The sequence below is a fragment of the Rhodococcus sp. BUPNP1 genome, assembly GCF_002215235.1.
In the GTDB taxonomy this organism is placed as follows: Bacteria; Actinomycetota; Actinomycetes; order Mycobacteriales; family Mycobacteriaceae; genus Rhodococcus.
Genome location: NZ_NERM01000006.1, coordinates 227,188 through 244,434, shown reverse-complemented (window position 1 = coordinate 244,434; position 17,247 = coordinate 227,188). Strand labels below are relative to the sequence as shown.

General features: G+C 67.6%; 15 protein-coding genes. 9 read left to right on the top strand and 6 right to left on the bottom strand.

From position 1 onward, the window contains the following. Positions 1–8 precede the first annotated feature (8 nt). From B9C99_RS08730 to B9C99_RS08700, 6 genes are all read left to right on the top strand, one after another. The gene (locus B9C99_RS08730; RefSeq protein ID WP_088897582.1) at positions 9–1,157 is read left to right on the top strand and encodes an acetyl-CoA C-acetyltransferase; all 1,149 of its coding nucleotides are present in this window, start codon (positions 9–11) and stop codon (positions 1,155–1,157) included. A gap of 132 nt (positions 1,158–1,289) precedes the next feature. After that, the gene (locus B9C99_RS08725; RefSeq protein WP_016694715.1) at positions 1,290–1,559 is read left to right on the top strand and encodes a DUF2277 domain-containing protein; all 270 of its coding nucleotides are present in this window, start codon (positions 1,290–1,292) and stop codon (positions 1,557–1,559) included. A gap of 117 nt (positions 1,560–1,676) precedes the next feature. Further along, the gene (locus tag B9C99_RS08720) at positions 1,677–3,989 is read left to right on the top strand and encodes a carbon starvation CstA family protein (RefSeq protein WP_088897581.1); all 2,313 of its coding nucleotides are present in this window, start codon (positions 1,677–1,679) and stop codon (positions 3,987–3,989) included. Next, positions 3,989–4,168, top strand: coding sequence for a YbdD/YjiX family protein (locus tag B9C99_RS08715; RefSeq protein WP_085989398.1), 180 nt, complete (start codon positions 3,989–3,991; stop codon positions 4,166–4,168). The genes B9C99_RS08720 and B9C99_RS08715 overlap by 1 nt, the downstream gene beginning before the upstream one ends. Before the next feature lie 327 nt (positions 4,169–4,495). After that, the gene (locus tag B9C99_RS08705; RefSeq protein ID WP_301179088.1) at positions 4,496–5,428 is read left to right on the top strand and encodes a DUF5996 family protein; all 933 of its coding nucleotides are present in this window, start codon (positions 4,496–4,498) and stop codon (positions 5,426–5,428) included. Positions 5,429–5,512: 84 nt separating this feature from the next. Further along, positions 5,513–6,286: a crotonase/enoyl-CoA hydratase family protein gene (locus tag B9C99_RS08700; protein WP_088897579.1), complete on the top strand. Its 774-nt coding sequence runs from the start codon at positions 5,513–5,515 to the stop codon at positions 6,284–6,286. A 31-nt stretch (positions 6,287–6,317) separates the two neighbouring features. Here the strand turns inward: B9C99_RS08700 and B9C99_RS08695 are convergent, their stop codons facing one another. Beyond that, positions 6,318–8,285, bottom strand: coding sequence for a CocE/NonD family hydrolase (locus tag B9C99_RS08695; RefSeq protein ID WP_253250014.1), 1,968 nt, complete (start codon positions 8,283–8,285; stop codon positions 6,318–6,320). Positions 8,286–8,574: 289 nt separating this feature from the next. Here B9C99_RS08695 and B9C99_RS08690 point away from each other — a divergent pair, with 289 nt between their 5' ends. After that, positions 8,575–9,492, top strand: coding sequence for a TIGR03564 family F420-dependent LLM class oxidoreductase (locus B9C99_RS08690; protein ID WP_088897603.1), 918 nt, complete (start codon positions 8,575–8,577; stop codon positions 9,490–9,492). Between the two features lie 108 nt (positions 9,493–9,600). Here B9C99_RS08690 and ipdC read toward each other — a convergent pair whose 3' ends face one another. Genes ipdC through echA20 form a run of 4 tightly spaced genes read right to left on the bottom strand, consistent with a single transcriptional unit; the run spans position 9,601 to position 13,104 of the window. Further along, entirely contained in the window at positions 9,601–10,680 is a 1,080-nt protein-coding gene (gene ipdC / locus B9C99_RS08685; RefSeq protein ID WP_088897578.1) for a (3aS,4S,5R,7aS)-5-hydroxy-7a-methyl-1-oxo-octahydro-1H-indene-4-carboxyl-CoA dehydrogenase, read from the bottom strand. Beyond that, on the bottom strand, positions 10,677–11,435 hold the full coding sequence (ipdB, locus tag B9C99_RS08680; RefSeq protein WP_088897577.1) for a cholesterol ring-cleaving hydrolase subunit IpdB: 759 nt from the start codon (positions 11,433–11,435) through the stop codon (positions 10,677–10,679). Before ipdB ends, ipdC begins: the two co-directional genes overlap by 4 nt. Continuing rightward, entirely contained in the window at positions 11,432–12,310 is an 879-nt protein-coding gene (gene ipdA / locus B9C99_RS08675) for a cholesterol ring-cleaving hydrolase subunit IpdA (protein ID WP_183070638.1), read from the bottom strand. The genes ipdB and ipdA overlap by 4 nt, the downstream gene beginning before the upstream one ends. 32 nt (positions 12,311–12,342) lie before the next feature. Beyond that, on the bottom strand, positions 12,343–13,104 hold the full coding sequence (gene echA20 / locus B9C99_RS08670) for a (7aS)-7a-methyl-1,5-dioxo-2,3,5,6,7,7a-hexahydro-1H-indene-carboxyl-CoA hydrolase (RefSeq protein ID WP_088897576.1): 762 nt from the start codon (positions 13,102–13,104) through the stop codon (positions 12,343–12,345). 124 nt (positions 13,105–13,228) lie between these two features. Here echA20 and B9C99_RS08665 point away from each other — a divergent pair, with 124 nt between their 5' ends. Further along, complete coding sequence (locus tag B9C99_RS08665; RefSeq protein ID WP_088897575.1) at positions 13,229–14,446, top strand: acetyl-CoA C-acetyltransferase; 1,218 nt, start codon at positions 13,229–13,231, stop codon at positions 14,444–14,446. A gap of 72 nt (positions 14,447–14,518) precedes the next feature. Here the strand turns inward: B9C99_RS08665 and B9C99_RS08660 are convergent, their stop codons facing one another. After that, the gene (locus B9C99_RS08660; RefSeq protein WP_088897574.1) at positions 14,519–16,198 is read right to left on the bottom strand and encodes a class I adenylate-forming enzyme family protein; all 1,680 of its coding nucleotides are present in this window, start codon (positions 16,196–16,198) and stop codon (positions 14,519–14,521) included. A gap of 236 nt (positions 16,199–16,434) precedes the next feature. On the opposite strand from B9C99_RS08660, the gene B9C99_RS08655 reads away from it, so the two are divergent. Next, complete coding sequence (locus B9C99_RS08655; protein ID WP_088897573.1) at positions 16,435–17,244, top strand: MaoC/PaaZ C-terminal domain-containing protein; 810 nt, start codon at positions 16,435–16,437, stop codon at positions 17,242–17,244. Positions 17,245–17,247: the final 3 nt, after the last annotated feature.

The following is a 17,247-nucleotide window of genomic DNA, read 5'->3' as shown; positions in this document are numbered from 1 at the left end:
GAGACATCATGACCGAGGCCTACATCGTCGACGCGGTGCGCACCCCCATCGGCAAGAAGAAGGGTGGGCTCGCGGACGTGCACCCGGCCGACCTGGGCGCGCACGTGATCAAGGCGCTCGTCGAGCGCACGGGCATCGACCCCGCCGACGTCGACGACGTGGTGTTCGGTTGCGTCGACGCCATCGGCGGCCAGGCCGGCAACATCGCCCGCACCGCGTGGCTGGCCGCCGGTTACCCGCAGCACGTACCCGGCGTGACCGTCGACCGTCAGTGCGGGTCGAGCCAGCAGGCCCTGCACTTCGGCGCCCAGGCGATCCTCAGCAACACCGCCGACCTCATCGTCGCCGGCGGCGTGCAGAACATGACGCAGATCCCGATCTCCGCAGCCATGATCGTCGGACAGCAGTACGGCTTCGACACCCCCTTCGGCGGGTCGACCGGCTGGACCGAGCGCTACGGCAGCGACGAGGTCTCGCAGTTCAAGGGCGCCGAGATGATCGCCGAGAAGTGGGACCTCAGCCGCGAGGAACTCGAGAAGTGGGCGCTGCAGAGCCACGAGCGCGCCAAGGCTGCCATCGCCGAGGGACGCTTCGAGAACGAGATCGTGCCGCTCGGTGATGCGGCCGTCGACGAGGGCCCGCGCGAGACCAGCCTCGAGAAGATGGCGTCGCTGCAGCCGCTCGTCGAGGGTGGTCGTCTCACCGCCGCCGTCGCCAGCCAGATCTCCGACGGTGCGTCCGCGGTGCTGCTCGCCTCCGACGAGGCCGTGAAGAAGTACGGATTGAAGCCCCGCGCGCGCATCCACCACCTCAGCGCCCGCGGCGACGACCCGATCTTCATGCTCACCGCTCCCATCCCGGCGACGCAGTACGCCCTCGAGAAGACCGGTCTGACGATCGACGACATCGATCTCATCGAGATCAACGAGGCCTTCGCCCCCGTCGTCCTGGCGTGGATCAAGGAGATCGGCGCCGACCCGTCGAAGGTCAACGTCAACGGCGGGGCGATCGCCCTCGGCCACCCGCTCGGCGCGACCGGCACCAAGCTGATGGCGACGCTGCTCAACGAGCTCGAGCGCACCGGTGGCCGCTACGGCCTGCTCACCATCTGCGAGGGTGGCGGCACCGCCAACGTGACCATCATCGAACGCGTCTGATCCACCCCTTCACATCCGCGCGCCCGTTCGTCATCCGCTGCAGCAATTGCGGTAGCGGGTGGACGGCGGGCGCGCGGATGTTCTGTTCGGCACTGTATGGTCCGGCCCTCGAGCGGCGTCTACCCTCGAAGCATGTGCCGGAACATCACGGAGCTGCGCGGACTCGAGCCGGCTGCGACCGCCGAGGAGATCGAGGCGGCCGCGCGGCAGTACGTCCGTAAGGTCAGCGGGATCCACAAACTCTCCGACGCCACCCGGGAGCCGTTCGAACAGGCCGTCGCCGAAGTGACCGCAACGACGACGAGACTGCTCGAGTCCCTTCCCGAACGGCGGCAGCCACCGCCGACGGTTCCACCGCTGCGTCGGCCCGAGGTGCAAGCCAGGATCGCCGCACGCGGCTGATCGATTCCGGTTCCTTCATCGACGCGCGCGGGTAGCGTGACGCTGGTCGAGATTCGAGCACGTTCGAGGCCCGTCGCGACCTCCGCGGATCCGCGGCGAGCCTGGTGAGGAGCCGATATGGCCGTGGACCCGGCGCCGCCGACCAGCAGCGAAGTGGAATATCTCCGGACCGACCCCGATCTTCCACCGGTCGGTGTCGTCGACCGGACACCGATATCACCCACCGCGCGGATCGTCTTTCTCGTACTCGCGATTCTGGGGGCGGTCGCCTGGTCGATCATCGCGCTGGTACGCGGCGAGGAGATCAACGCCGTCTGGTTCGTCATCGCTGCGGTCTGCACCTATCTCGTCGCCTATCGCTTCTACGCGAAGTTCATCGAGCGCAGGATCGTGCAGCCGCGCGACGATCGTGCGACACCCGCCGAGGAACTGGAGAACGGCAAGGACTACATGCCGACCGACCGTCGGGTGTTGTTCGGCCACCACTTCGCCGCCATCGCCGGCGCCGGCCCCCTCGTCGGTCCGGTTCTCGCTGCGCAGATGGGTTATCTGCCCGGCACGATCTGGATCATCGTCGGTGTGGTCTTCGCGGGGGCGGTCCAGGACTTCCTCGTCCTGTGGATCTCGTCGCGCCGCCGCGGACGCAGCCTCGGTCAGATGGCTCGTGAGGAACTCGGGCCGATCGGTGGTGTCGCGGCACTCATCGCGGTCTTCGTCATCATGATCATCCTCATCGCGGTGCTCGCGCTGGTGGTTGTGAACGCGCTCGCCGACAGCCCGTGGGGTCTGTTCTCCATCGCGATGACCATCCCCATCGCGCTGTTCATGGGGGTCTACCTCCGGTATCTGCGTCCCGGCAAGGTCGCGGAGGTGTCGCTGATCGGCGTCGTGCTGTTGCTCGTCGCGATCATCGCGGGTGGCTGGGTCGCCGAGACCGACTGGGGCGCCGACTGGTTCACCCTCTCACCGGTGACGATCTCGTGGCTGATGATCGCCTACGGATTCGCGGCGTCGGTGTTGCCGGTCTGGCTGCTGCTCGCCCCGCGCGACTATCTGTCGACCTTCATGAAGGTCGGCACGATCGTCCTGCTCGCCATCGGGATCCTCATCGCACGCCCGAGTCTGGAGATGCCCGACATCACGTCGTTCGCGATCGACGGCGACGGTCCGGCGTTCGCGGGATCGCTGTTCCCGTTCCTGTTCATCACCATCGCGTGCGGTGCGCTCTCGGGATTCCACGCGCTGATCTCCTCGGGGACCACTCCGAAGCTGATCGAGAAGGAGAAGCAGATCCGGCTCATCGGCTACGGTGGCATGCTCACCGAGTCGTTCGTCGCGATCATGGCGCTGGTCACCGCGTGCATCATCGACCAGCACCTGTACTTCACGCTCAACGCTCCCGTCGCCGTCACCGGAGGCACCCCGGAAACCGCCGCCGCCTACGTCAACGGTCTCGGACTGGGATCGCCGGACATCACGCCCGAGCAGATCTCCGCCGCCGCGGAGGGCGTGGGGGAGGAGTCGATCATCTCCCGTACGGGTGGCGCACCGACGCTCGCGTTCGGCATGTCCCAGGTACTCAGCGACCTGTTCGGCGGCGACAGCCTCAAATCGTTCTGGTACCACTTCGCAATCATGTTCGAGGCGCTGTTCATCCTCACGACCGTCGACGCAGGAACGCGTGTCGCGCGGTTCATGCTCTCGGATTCGCTCGGCAACTTCGGTGGCCCGGCCCGTCGCTTCAAGGATCCGTCCTGGCGTCCCGGTGCGTGGCTGTGCTCCGCCGTGGTCGTCGGCCTGTGGGGTGCGATCCTGCTGATGGGCGTCACCGACCCGCTCGGTGGCATCAACACCCTCTTCCCGCTGTTCGGCATCGCCAACCAGTTGCTCGCCGCGATCGCCCTGACGGTCGTGCTCACCATCGTCGTGAAGAAGGGATTGGTGAAGTGGGCCTGGATCCCAGGTGTGCCGTTGGTGTGGGATCTGATCGTGACGATGACGGCGTCGTGGCAGAAGATCTTCTCCGGCGACCGCGCGGTCGGGTACTGGGCCCAACACCGGGCCTTCGTCGACGCGAAGAACTCCGGCGCAACCACATTCGGTTCGGCGAAGACGGTCGACGAGATCGATGCCGTCATCCGCAACACGTTCATCCAGGGCACACTGTCGATCGTGTTCGCGGGCCTCGTGTTGATCGTCGTCGTGGCCGGGGTGGTGGTGTGCATCAGATCGATCCGCGCCGGAGGTATGCCCACCACCGAGACACCCGACGTCCCGTCGAAGATCTTCGCGCCCGCCGGTTTCGTGCCCACACCGGCCGAGCGGGAACTGCAGAAGGAGTGGGACGAGCTGATCGCGTCGGGCAAGGTCCGGGCTCCGGGTGCCGCGCACACCCATGCCTCGCACCACGGGGACGGAGGGCCGTCGTGATCGCCGTGCTGCGCCGCGCGTGGTGGTGGATCGGTGCCGTCATGGGCGACCACGACTACGCGCGGTACGTCGAACTGCACCGCCGGCAGCATCCCGATCGACCACCGCTGAGCGAACGCGACTACTGGCGGGAGCGGCACGCCGCGGCCGACGCGAACCCGGGAAGCCGATGCTGTTGAGCGGGGGAGGACGGACATGACGAAGTACGAATCGATCCGCGTCGAGACGCGCGATCGGGTAACGACCGTCATCATGGCCCGCCCCGAGCATCGGAACGTCGCGAGTGTGACATCACCGAATTTCCACAGACCTGTATCCGCAACGATCGTCGATCTGCCTACGAGCAGTTCGGTCGTTCCGAACCCGAGGCGATCGCATTCGAATTCATGGTCGGCACGGATTCCCTCGGCAGCGACGCGGCCGGTGGTGCCGCACGGTTCGCGTCCAGGGGAAGGTGGACACGGTTCGTTCTCCTGACCCGATTCCTCGACACTGTGGGAGGCGTTGTGCACGAATCAGTACCTGTTTCCGGTGATGCGTGGCCGAGTCTGCGGACGGTGGAATGGGCCGACACACGCGACACCCTCCACATGTGGTTGCAGATCGTCGGCAAGATCCGCATGGCGCATGCGCCGACGGTCAACCACTGGTGGCAGACGACGCTGTACGTCACACCACGAGGTCTGGGCACCTCGTCGATTCCGTATGGGCGCACCGTCTTCGACATGGAATTCGACCTCTTCGAACACCGTCTGCACATCCGTGCGGGCGACGGTCGCAGTCGTTCGGTGCCTCTCGTCGCACAGCCGGTGGCGGAGTTCTACACCCGCACCCTCGAAGCGCTGGACGAACTGGGCATCGCGACCCGCATCCATGGCACACCCAACGAGGTGGATCCGGCGATCCCGTTCGCTCGGGACCGTGAGCACGACAGCTACGACGGCGAGGCCGCTCACCTCTTCTGGCGGCAGCTCGTGCAGGCTCATCGCGTCCTGCAGGTGTTCCGGGCGGAGTTCCTCGGCAAGGTCAGTCCGGTGCACTTCTTCTGGGGAGCGATGGACCTCGCGTGCACCCGGTTCTCCGGACGTACCGCCCCGCCGCACCCCGGCGGGATCCCGAACTGCCCCGACCGGGTGATGACGGAGGCCTACTCGCACGAGCTCAGCAGCTGCGGGTTCTGGCCGGGTGGTGGGGACGAAGGAGCGTTCTATTCCTACGTCTATCCGGGGCTCGACGGTTTCGACGATTCCCCGGTGCGGCCGGACGCCGCCCACTATTCCGCCGAGCTGGGGGAGTTCGTGTTGCCCTACGAGGCGGTGCGGACCGCGGCCGATCCCGATGCGGAACTGATGGACTTCCTGCACAGCACCTACGAGGCCGCTGCCCGCCTCGGTGCGTGGGATCGGGACGCTCTCGAGCGTCGGCCCGGCGACCGGTGACAGGTACCGTCACGAAACTTGTTGCAGCAGAGTTCGATTCGAGACCTTTTGAACTCCGGGATTGCTGAACGGGAGAGGGCAGGGATGACGCAGTACGAGTCGATCCGCGTCGAGACACGCGACCGGGTGACGACCGTGATCATGGCCCGTCCCGAGCGCCGGAACGCGGTCGACGGTCCGATGGCCGCCGAACTCGCCGACGCGTTCCGGACCTTCGACACCGACCCCGACGCCGATGTCGCAGTCCTCTTCGGAGAGGGCGGGAACTTCTGTGCGGGTGCGAATCTCGAGGCCATCGGCACCGAGGAGCAGAATGTCCTCGATGAGGGCGGCGACGGACCGATGGGACCGACACGCATGGCGCTGTCGAAACCGGTGATCGCGGCGGTGGAGGGCTACGCGGTGGCCGGCGGACTCGAACTGGCGATCTGGTGCGATCTGCGGGTGGCGTCCGCCGATGCGGTGTTCGGTGTCTTCTGCCGACGATGGGGCGTGCCGTTGATCGACGGCGGGACCGTTCGGCTGCCCCGCCTCATCGGCGAGAGCCGGGCCATGGACATGATCCTGACCGGCCGCCCGGTCGATGCCGCGGAAGCACTCGACTTCGGTCTGGCCAACCGCGTGGTCGAACCGGGAACCGCGCGCGAGGCCGCCGAAGACATGGCGCGGGAGATCGCCGGCTTCCCTCAGACGTGTATGCGCAACGATCGCCGGTCGGTCCGCGCCCAGTCCGGCCGTTCCGAATCGGAGGCGATCGCATTCGAGTTCACGGTCGGCATGGAGTCCCTCGAGAGCGATGCGGCCGGTGGGGCCGCCCGCTTCGCGTCCGGAGAGGGTCGGCACGGGTCGTTCTCCTGATCCCGATTTCCCGAGCGGAACGTCCCGCCGGCTACTTCGCTACCGGAAGCGTTACGAAACTCGGTGCGGCAGGGTTCAGTTCGAGGTGCTGTGGCCGCAGTCCGCTCTCGACCAGCATCGGGCCGAGCGGCAACGAGCGCGGGACGCTCGCGGCGTAGACGTCCACCCGGATGCGGTGGCCCGGTTGCAGCACCGCCTCGGTCGGCGGCGTGCTGATGTCGAGGGCCGTCGGTTGCCCCGGGACGATCGGCTGCCGGGACTCGAGGGTCAGCACCGGATGTGCCTGCGCGTAGTCGCCGTCGGCGGTGAACGTGCTCTTCGAATCGTCGATCGCCCGCAGCGACGAGACGAGGGAACCGGTGGTGAGCACGGTGGACCGTCCGTCCGGAGCCACGTCGTTCACGGAGACCGACCAGAATCCGTCGGTGGCGTCGAGGACGGTCTCGAGGTGCACGTTGACCGGTCCCGAGAACACGGTCGGTTCGGTGACCGGCTCGCTCGTGAACGTGAGGGCCTCGACCTCGTTGAACCGGGCGTCCTTCGTGCATCCGGCGCCCAACAGCACCGCGATGCCGGCGGTGCCCTGTGCGGCCTCACGGGAACAGAAGCCGCGCAGTCCCGGGGCGACGGTGAGTCGTTGCGCGGTTTCGGGCGCCGACGTCGCGAGTGTGCCGTCGTGGAGAGCGTGCCCGGCCGTGCCGCTCGGAGCCGCCGACAGGAAGAGCTTCTCGTGGTCGACGGGGCTGCGTGGGAACTCGTCGTTCGTGACCCAACCGCCGCCCTGCTGCAGCAGGGTGACCGGGCCGTACTCGTCGATGCCGTTGTCGATGTCCTTGAGCCAGCGGTCGAACCAGGCGTGCTGGAGCGCCGTGATGTTCGGCGGATGTCCCGGGGTGCCGAATCCGGTACCGAGGATCGCGTGGTAGCCGTCGCCCATCACCAGTTGCTTGCGGCCGGGTTCGACGGGAATCCGGTTGTAGATGTCGGGCTCGCTGTTGGCGAAGATGTCGTGCCAGTTCCCGAACACGAAGGTGGGCACCTCGATCGACTCGAGTCGGGCCTGCCGTTCCTGGTAGAACGGGCCGTCCTGAGCGACCGCGAGGGCATCGGGGGAGACACCGTCGATGCTCGGCGCGGTGAGGACCTCGAAGAGTTCGGGGATCTTCGTGGCGGGGTCGGCGAGCCTGTCGCGCAACCACTGCGCGTCGAACCGGCCCTGGAGGAGGGCTTGCATATCGGGAATCCACTTGAGCCCGTTGACGAGCCCGAGCCAGGCGGGCATGAAGCCCACGCCCACGGCGCCGCCGGTGCCCACGATGTCGCGCAGCAGGTCGTTGCCGGGTTCGACGGCGAAGACCGCGTCGAGTGCCTCAGGTCGTAGGCCGGCGGCCTGGATCTGGTTGATCGCCGAATAGGACACGCCGGTCGTTCCGACGCGTCCGTTCGACCACGGTTGCTTCGCCGCCCAGTCGATGACCTCGACGGTGTCCTGCTGCTCGCGCGGACCGAGAACGTCCCACTGTCCGTGGGAGAAACCGGTGCCCCGCACGTCGACGATCACCTGCGTGTACCCGTTCTGCACGAGATCGCGGTTGAGTCCGAAGGCGCGGCCGAGTTGGGATGCCGGGGCGGCGAGTTCGGTGATGCCGTCGAAGGGGGCACCGAAGTTCAGGACGGATCCGAGTTCGTCCACGAGTGGGGCGAACTGCGGGTCCTCCATCGCCACCGACGCCAGCGTCGACAACAGTTTCGTGTACGGCGTGAGACCGAGGACGACCGGTGTGGGTTCGTCGATCGGCGTGCCGTCGGCGTGTGCGGGACGGAAGACGTTGGCGCGGAGCACCGTCCCGTCGCTCAGTGTGATGGGTACGTCCCACTCGACGGCGGTGTCGGGATAGGCGTCGGGGGCATCGACGAGGCTCTGCCAGGATGCGCCGGAGGCGCCACCGGTGGGATCGGCGGTCGCCGGTGCTGTGGATGTGATGGTGCAGGCGGCCATTGCCGCCACGACGAATGCGACCGTGCGTGATCTCACCGGGCCCCCATGCCTGCGGTAAACAGTTCCGCGCACGGTAACGCGAGCTCGGCGGATCCGTCAACGACCGTAGTCAGTCGGATCGGAACCGATGTTGTTGTCGTTGATCCCGGGAAGGATCGACAACAACGTCGGTTCCGATCGTGGGAACTATCCGGACTCGGCCATCACAGTTTCCGCCGGGAATCCATACTCTCTTTGTTTGAGAGTACTGTTCTCCCCATCGAATGGGGACGCGATCACGGAGGTGTCGATGCGAATCGGGCTCACGGGCGGAGCGTCGTCCACGGACAGGATCGTGAAGCAGGCACAGCAGGCGGAGGCCGAGGGATTCACGTCCCTGTGGTTCGCGAGCACCGTCGCGGGCGACCCGCTGGCGGCTCTCGCGGTGGCCGGTCGGGAGACCGGATCGATCGAGCTCGGCACCGCCGTGCTCCAGACCTACCCGTGCCACCCGCTGCTGCAAGCGAACCGCGCCGCGGCCGTCGCCGAGGCCATGGGCCGGCCGGGATTCACGCTCGGGCTGGGACCGTCGCACGAGCGACTGGTCCGGGACGTCTACGGACTGTCGTACGACACCCCGGGACAGAACACCGAGGAGTATATCCGGATCATCACTGCACTCCTGCGCGGTGAGGAGGTGGACTTCCGGGGCGAGGCATGGTCCACCCGCAGCGCGGGACGGATGGTCGCCGTCGCGCACGAGGTGCCCGTCCTGCTGTCCGCCATGTCGCCGCGGATGCTGCGGGTCGCGGGGGAGTACGCCGACGGGACGGTCCTGTGGATGGCGGCGCCGAAGGTGATCGAATCGCGGATCGCCCCTGCGATCCACGCGGCCGCCGCGCGGGCCGGCCGACCGGAGCCGCGCATCGTGGCGGGACTGCCCGTCGCAGTCCACGACGACGCGGACGCCGCGCGGGATGCGGTCGCCGCGACCGCCACGTCCTACGCGGGAATGCCCAGCTACCGGCGGGTCCTGGAGGAGGCGGGCGCGAGTACCCCGGCGGACATCGCCGTAGTCGGCGACGAGGAGTCGGTGCGCCGGCAGCTGCAGGGACTGCTCGATGCGGGTGTCACCGACGTCTGGGCGGCGATCGTCCCCGTCGGCGACGACCAGCGAGCCTCGCTCCGTCGCACCAGGGCTCTGCTGAGTGCGCTCACCACCGAATAGCAGCGACCCCGCCCATCCGCTCGCATTCCGGCCATCCGCTACGGAAATTCGCTGTAGCGGATGATGAATCGGCGAGCGGATGGGCGGGGTCGAAGGGAGAGCTCGGAATCAGGCGGCGGGACGCCCCTGATCGCGCAGGGCCGAGAGGGCGTCGATGCGCTCGACGGCCTCGGCGACGATGCGATCGATCAGCTCCTGGCAGCTCGGCAGGTCGTCGAGCATGCCGACGACCTGGCCCGAGGCGAGCACACCGGCTTCGGTGTTGCCCTCCACCAGGCCGGCCTTGAGGAGCATGGGGGTGTTGGCGGCCATGATGATCTGCTGCCAGGTGCGGTCGCTCGCCTTCTTCATGGCGAGGCCGTCCTTGACGATGGTCGACCACTTCATGCCCGTCATCGATTTGAACTTCGTCGCGTTCCGCGCGGCCGCGACCAGTCCCTTCGCGTAGCTCGACTTCTCGAGGCTGTTCACCAGGTCGGTGTTCAGGACGCGGTGCGGCATGCCGTCGACCTTGAGTGACACGGTGGTGTCCTGCAGGCCCCGCGAAAGGTACTGCTGCTTCACCGAATCCGGAACGGCGCTGTCGCTGGTGAGCAGGAATCGCGTACCCATCGCGATGCCGGCCGCGCCGTAGGACAGTGCGGCGGCCAGGCCGCGGCCGTCGAAGAAACCACCGGCGGCGACGACGGGGATGTCGACGGCGTCGAGGACGCTCGGCAGCAGCAGGGTCGTCGCGACGGGACCGGTGTGGCCACCGCCCTCGCCACCTTGCACGATCACCGCGTCGGCACCCCACGAGGCGACCTTCACGGCATGCTTGGCGGCACCGATCGACGGGATCACGACGATGCCGTGATCCTTCAGCTTGGCGATCAGCTCCTTCTTCGGTGCGAGCGCGAACGACGCGACCTTGACCTTCTCGCGGATCAGCAGGTCGATGCGCTCGCCGGCGTCCGAAGCGTCGGCGCGCATGTTCACACCGAACGGCTTGTCGGTGAGCGACTTCGTCTTTGCCACGGCCGCTTCGAGCTCGGGATAGGTCATCGTCGCCGACGCGAGGATGCCGAGGCCACCGGCGTTCGACGTCGCGGCGGTCAGCCGCGGGCCGGACACCCAGCCCATGCCCGTCTGAACGATGGGGTGCTCGATGCCCACGAGCTCCGTCAGTGCTGTGCGCAGGGTGCTCACAGCGCAACCTCACGGTCGCGGAGTCCCTTGGGGTCGATCACCTCTCGGATCAGACGCAGTTCCTCGGCGGTGGGTTCGCGGGTCACACCGGCCTCGTCGAGACCGGCGACCTCGAAGGACGTGTTCTCGGCGACGGTCTCGGCCTCGACACCCGGGTGCAACGAGAGCGCCCGGAAGCTGTGGCCGGGGCCGCCGAAGTCGAAGACACCGAGGTTGGTGACGACCCGCGCGATGTCCAGGAAGCGGTACGCCGGGTTCTCGGGATCGACCTTGTCGTATCCGACACCCGAGACGATGTCGACCGTGTCGACGAAGACACGCGAGGAGTGCTTGCCGACCCAGTAGCTGGTCGCGTGGTTGATCGTGTTGCCGGGAGCCCCACGCACACCGAACATCTGACGCGTCGGCTGCTGGAGCGGACCGAAGGCCGACAGGTTCTGGTTGCCGTACCGGTCGATCTGGTTGGCGCCCATCACGACGTGGCGGCGACCCGACGCGACGACGTCGAACACCTTGCGGAACGGCATCCAGCCTTCGATCGGTGCCTTCGCGCCGAGTGCCGGGACGTCGGCGAGGATGAGTGCTTCACCGTCGGTGATCAGCAGGTCGGGCTCGGTGGTGAGCTTGGCCAGGCGTGCACCGATCTGCGGCAGTGTCGCCATCGGGCTCGCCATGATCTCGCCGGCACCCGAGAAGATGTCGGCGCATGCGATCGCGCAGTACTCGGCGCGGGTCACGGTCTCGGTGGTGGTCATGCCTGCTCCTGTGCGAACTTCTGGACTGCGGCCTGGTAGTCGTCCTCGCTGCCCGAGAGGAAGCGGTCGACGAATGCCTGCCATGCCTCGGGGTCCTTGGCGGACTCGGCGTAGTGGCGCTGGAACTTCTCGTCGCGGCCGTAGCTGTCGCCCGCGAGGGTGAAGTGCGCCCCGTTCGGTGCTTCGACGATCCCGTCGACCATCATGCGGTTGAGCAGGAGCTGCTGGAGCGGAACCTCTTTCACGAGCTGCTCGGTCTCGACGATCTTCTCGACCGAGACGTAGCGCCGTTCGGCGGCCATGCAGTAGAGGTCGTCGAAGTACGGGTCGACACCCTGGTAGCCGGCGTTGCCGTGCTTGTCGCCGATGTTGAGGTGAACGAACGCCGCGTCGAGGTTCAGCGCCGGCATGGCGATGAGGGTCTCGGTGCCGTCCGGGCCGGGATACGGCGAGGTGACGGTCTTCAGTTCGCCTTCCCAGAAGTCGACGACGGCCGAGCCCAGGCCTGCGCGGATGGGCAGGAACGGCAGGCGTGCCGCGGCGGCCTCGAGGCCGCACTTGATCATGCCCTCGTCCATCTCACGGGCGACGATCTCGCCGCCCGTACGGGCCTTGGCGAACCACGGATCGTAGAACGGTGCCGAGTCGAGCGAGACGAATCCGTAGTAGGCCTTCTTCACCTTGCCCGCCGAGCACAGCAGGCCCAGATCGGGGCCGCCGTAGGTGACGACGGTCAGATCCTTCACGTCCGAGCGGAGGATCGCCCGCACGAGGGCCATGGGCTTGCGGCGCGACCCCCAGCCACCGAGGCCGATGGTCATTCCGCTGCGCAGCTCGCCGACCACGTCGTCGAGCGACATTCTCTTGTCACGCATGGTGTTCCGAACTCCTGGTGGTGTGTGTGGCGTCAGCTGTTGCTGCGCGGCTTTCCTGTTGCGACGAACTCGTCGCGGTGCTCGTCGGCGATGCCGGCGAGATTCAGCTCGAAGGTGAAACCCTGCTCGAGGCGGTAGCTCGTCTTCACGTCGACGGGGTCGATGCGGTTGATGGCTTCCTTCGCACGGCGGATGACGCGGGTGTCCTTCGCGGCGATCATCTCGGCGACCTCGCGTGCGGTGGTGTCGAGTTCGCTGCGCGGCACGACCTTGTACACCGAGCCGAAGTGCTCGAGCTGCTGCGCGGTGACGTTCTGCGCCGTGTAGTAGAGGGTGCGCATCATGTGCTGGGGGACGAGGCGCGCGAGATGTGTTGCGGCGCCGAGTGCACCGCGGTCGACCTCGGGCAGGCCGAAGACGGCGTCGTCGGAGGCGACGATGACGTCCGCGTTGCCGACGAGACCGATGCCGCCTCCGACGCAGAAGCCGTTGACGGCGACGATCACCGGTACCTCGCAGTCGTAGACGGCGGCGAATGCGGCGGCGCACCCGTGGTTGGCGGCGATCAGGGCGTCGAACCCTTCGGTGGCCTGCATTTCCTTGATGTCCACACCCGCGTTGAAGCCTCTGCCTTCGGCGCGCAGGATCACCGCGTGGGTGTCGAGGCTGCGCCCGGCCGTGGTGATCGCCTCGGCCAGGTCGAACCAGGCCTGTGAGGGAAGAGCGTTCACGGGCGGGAAGTCGACGGTGATCGTGGTGATACCGGCGCTGTCGGAGGTCGAGGTGATGCCCATGGCATATTCCTAACGTCTGTACCGAACCAAGCGATTGCTTGGTAAGTTAGCACAGGATAGCCGCCGGACCCAGAGGGTCGAAGCGCCGTAGGGTCGAAGTACGACCGATCATCGAGGAGAAAAGATGCCCGAAGCAGTAATCGTGTCCGCAGTACGGTCGCCGATCGGGCGAGCACGCAAGGGCTCGCTCGCGTCGATCCGCCCGGACGACCTGGCGACCCAGATGGTCGCCGCGGCGCTCGCGAAGGTCCCCGATCTCGATCCCACCGAGATCGACGACCTCATGCTCGGCTGCGGCCAACCCGCCGGACAGTCCGGCTTCAACATCGCCCGCGTGGTCGCGGTGCAGCTCGGCTACGACTTCCTTCCCGGCGTGACCGTCAACCGGTACTGCTCGTCGTCGCTGCAGACCACCCGCATGGCGCTGCACGCCATCAAGGCCGGCGAGGGCGACGTGTTCGTCTCCGCCGGCGTCGAATCGGTGTCGAGCTTCGTGACCGGCAATGCCGACGGCCTGCCCGACACCAAGAACGCGCTGTTCGACGACGCCCAGGCGCGCACCGCCAAGCTCGCCGAGGGCGGAGTGCCGTGGACCGACCCGCGCGCCGAGGGCCGGCTGCCCGATGTCTACGTCGCGATGGGACAGACCGCCGAGAACGTCGCGTCCCACACCGGCATCTCGCGCGAGGACCAGGACCGCTGGGGCGTGCGGTCGCACAACCGCGCCGAGGAAGCCATCAAGAGCGGCTTCTTCGAGCGGGAGATCACCCCGGTGACCCTCGCCGACGGCACGGTCGTCAGCACCGATGACGGTCCGCGCCCGGGCACCACCTACGAGGCCGTCAGTCAGCTCAAGTCGGTCTTCCGCCCGGACGGCACGGTGACCGCCGGCAACGCGTGCCCGCTCAACGACGGTGCGGCCGCTCTGGTGATCATGTCCGACACGAAGGCGAAGGAACTCGGGCTCACCCCGCTCGCGCGCATCGTCTCCACCGGTGTCTCGGGCTTGTCGCCGGAGATCATGGGCCTCGGACCGATCGACGCGACCCGCAAGGCTCTCGCCAAGGCGAACATGGGCATCGACGACATCGACCTGTTCGAGATCAACGAGGCGTTCGCCGTGCAGGTGCTCGGCTCGGCGCGTGAGCTGAAGATCGACGAGGACAAGCTCAACGTCTCCGGTGGCGCGATCGCCCTCGGTCACCCCTTCGGCATGACCGGTGCCCGCATCACCGCGACACTCATCAACAACCTGCAGACCCACGACAAGCAGTTCGGCGTCGAGACGATGTGCGTCGGCGGCGGTCAGGGCATGGCGATGGTGCTCGAGCGGTTGAGCTGAGCGAATTCCGTTCGGGTGGGCCGGACTCCGGTCCGGTCCACCCGGCGGCGCTCGTGAGAGGGATGCGTGCGGCTACCAGGGTCCGGACGTGTCGCGCCAGCCCTTGCGGATGATCTTCCCGGTCGCGTTGCGCGGCAACATCTCACGGGTCAACGTCCACTGCGTCGGCACCTTGAAGTACGCGAGCCGCTCGGAGGCGAAGGTCGTCAGTTCCTCGGCGGTGACCGAACGGCCTTCGACGAGCACGACCACCGCGGCGACCTCCTGTCCCCACTCGGGGTGCGGCGAGCCGGTGACCATGCACTCGCGCACTGCCGGGTGCTGCGACAGCACGCCCTCGACCTCCGAGGGGTAGACGCTCTCGCCGTTCTGTTCGATCAGATCGGCCCGCCTGCCCACCAATCGCAGCCGGCCGTTCTCGACGACGCCGAAATCTCCTGTGCGCAACCAGCGGTCGGGAGTGATCGCCTCGGCCGTCGCGGCCTCGTCGTCCCAGTAACCCAACATGACGAACGGGCTGCGCACACACACCTCGCCCACCTGGCCGTCCGGAAGCCACGCGCCCGTCCGGTCCCGGATCTCCAGGCTCACCGTGATGATCGGTGCCCCCACCGTGCCCGGATACTCCTCGAGTTCCGCGGCGGAGGCCACGGCGATCGACGTGCTGCACTCGGTGATGGTGTAACTGTCGACCATCGCGTGCTTGCCGAACGGGAGCCCTTCGCGCAGGCGCTGTTTGAACTCCGGTGTCGACGGCTCCGAGGACAACGTGAAGCGGTTCAGGGAGGTCAGGTCGTAGCGGTCGAGATCCTCGTCCTCGAGCATCCGCGCCGCCATCGACGGCACGGCCATCCAGTGCGTCACCTGCTCCGCCTCGATGAGCTCGAGCACCGGACGCACACCGAACCAGCCCTGGTTCATCACCACGGTGCTGCCGGTCGCCAGGCGCGGAACGATCGTGTTGTGCAGGCTCGTGATGTGGAACAGCGACGACGTCAGCAGGTACCGCGAATCCGACGGCACCGACCGGTCGTATGTGCCGCCTGTCCAGATCGTCGCGATCGCGTCGAGGTACCGGTGGTAGTCGACCACTGCCAGCAGATTCCGCTGCGAGTGCAACGCACCCTTCGGATCCCCGCTCGTGCCCGAGGTGTACAGGAGGACGGCCGGATCGTCCTCGGCGACCCTCGGAGGCGGCGGTTGCGCGCCGTCGAATTCGGCGATGAGGTGCGGCAGATCCTCCTCGATCGACAGCACCACCGTCTGCGCACGGTCGATGCCGGCCACGGCCGCAGCACGCGGACCGTCGACGAAGAGCACCCGGGGCCGCGAATGACGGATACCGAATTCGAGTTCCGGTTGCACCCACCACGCGTTCAGGCCCACCGAGATCGCACCGAGGGCCTGCGTCGCCCAGAAGGCGGTGACCCACTCGGACCGGTTCGCCGAGAGGATCGCGACCCGGTCGCCCACGCCCACCCCGTACCGCTCGTGGAGCGCCGCGGCGAGGGCGTACGACATGCGCGCGTTCCGGGCGAAGGTGATCCGCTGATCGGTCGTGACCAGGTACTCGCGGTCGCCCCAGGCGAGGGACTGCGAGAGCAGATCCGCCACGGCGACGTCGCGTCTGCGCATGACGGGGATCTCGGTGCCCAGGACGTCCTGCACGACGATCTCGAACTCGCCGCCCGGACCGGTGAGTCGCGATACCAGCTGATCGAGGAAATGGGAGGGATCGGAGGGGATGGTCATCGCCTGTATCCCACCGGTGCCCCTGCACGCTTCACGAACGTCCCCTCCTCCATCGAGTGCGTACCGCCAGAATCTCACGACGGGTCACCCCGACTTCGAATGTACCGGTGAGTGGGACGGGCGGTGACGGTCACCACCGGCCTCCCTAGCCTGTGACCTGGGCGTCTGTGGAAAGCGAGGTCCTGTCTCCGTCGGGCCGCCGCCCGGCGCCCCCATGAGAAAGGACTGAAGACCGAATGACCGCAACGACGTCGACGCCCGCGCAGTGGCGAGGCCACGACCTGGGTGCCCGCACGGTCCGCTACGACGAACGGGACGCGATCCTGTACGCCCTCGCGGTGGGCGCCGGTGCCACGGATCTCGATCTGGTGTTCGAGGATCGGTTGCGGGTACTGCCGACGTTCGCCCTGACGCTGGCCCAATGGGCACCGGATGCGCTCGGCGCACTCGGTGCCTTCGACACGTCCACCGCGCTCCACGGTTCCCAGAGCCTCGAGGTGCTCGCACCGTTGCCCCGCTCCGGGGAGATCGCGATGGCGGCGCGCGTCGGGGAGGTCTGGGACAAGGGCCGGGCCGCGGTGTTCGAGGTCGTCGTCGAGAGCGAGTTCTTCGTCGCGACCTGGTCGCTGTTCGCACCCGGAGCGGGAGGCTTCGGCGGCGAACGCGGACCGTCGGCGCCGGCTGCGCCGGAGGGGGAGGCCGACCTGATCGGTACGCTCACCACCCGTGCCGACCAGGCCGCGCTCTACCGGCTGACCGGCGACCGGCACCACATCCACATCGATCCCGAGGCTGCAGCGCGCATCGGCCAGCCCCGCCCGATCCTGCACGGACTGTGCACGCTGGCGGCCGCGACGTTGCCTCTGGCGGACATGCTCGGAGCGCATCCAGCCGACCTGAAGATGCTGTTCGGGCGGTTCGCGGCCCCTGTCTTCCCCGGTGATGCGGCACAGGTCCGCGCCTGGGGTGACTCAGCGGATGCCCGCTTCGACGTCGTCACGGAGACCGGCGCCGTCCTGTCCGGCGGTCGCGCCGTTTTCGCTTGATCG